The organism is Nocardioides sp., from assembly GCF_004803405.1.
Lineage (GTDB): Bacteria > Actinomycetota > Actinomycetes > Propionibacteriales > Nocardioidaceae > Nocardioides > Nocardioides vastitatis.
Genome location: NZ_SSXI01000047.1, coordinates 1 through 228, shown reverse-complemented (window position 1 = coordinate 228; position 228 = coordinate 1). Strand labels below are relative to the sequence as shown.

General features: G+C 67.5%; 1 protein-coding gene. It reads right to left on the bottom strand.

What is annotated here, in order from left to right; all coding sequences use genetic code 11:
• Positions 1–196, bottom strand: a 196-nt coding sequence (locus tag E7Z54_RS23675) for a 16S rRNA (guanine(527)-N(7))-methyltransferase RsmG (RefSeq protein WP_240769493.1), incomplete at its 3' end; no start/stop codon positions are given.
• Positions 197–228 lie beyond the last annotated feature (32 nt).

Sequence of the window (228 nt, the reverse complement as noted above, 5' to 3'; positions counted from 1 at the left end):
TGACCTCCTCGGCACGACCGCGCACGACGGTGACGTGATCCAGGCCGAGGAGCTCGACGACCTCGGTGAGGAAGTTCGTGCGCCGCAGCAGCGGTTCGAGAAGCGTGATCTTCAGGTCCTCCCGAACGAGGGCCAACGGAATGCCTGGCAGCCCGGCGCCGGAACCGACGTCGCATACGGTCACGCCCTCGGGCACGACCTCCGAGAGCACCGCGCAGTTCAGCAGGT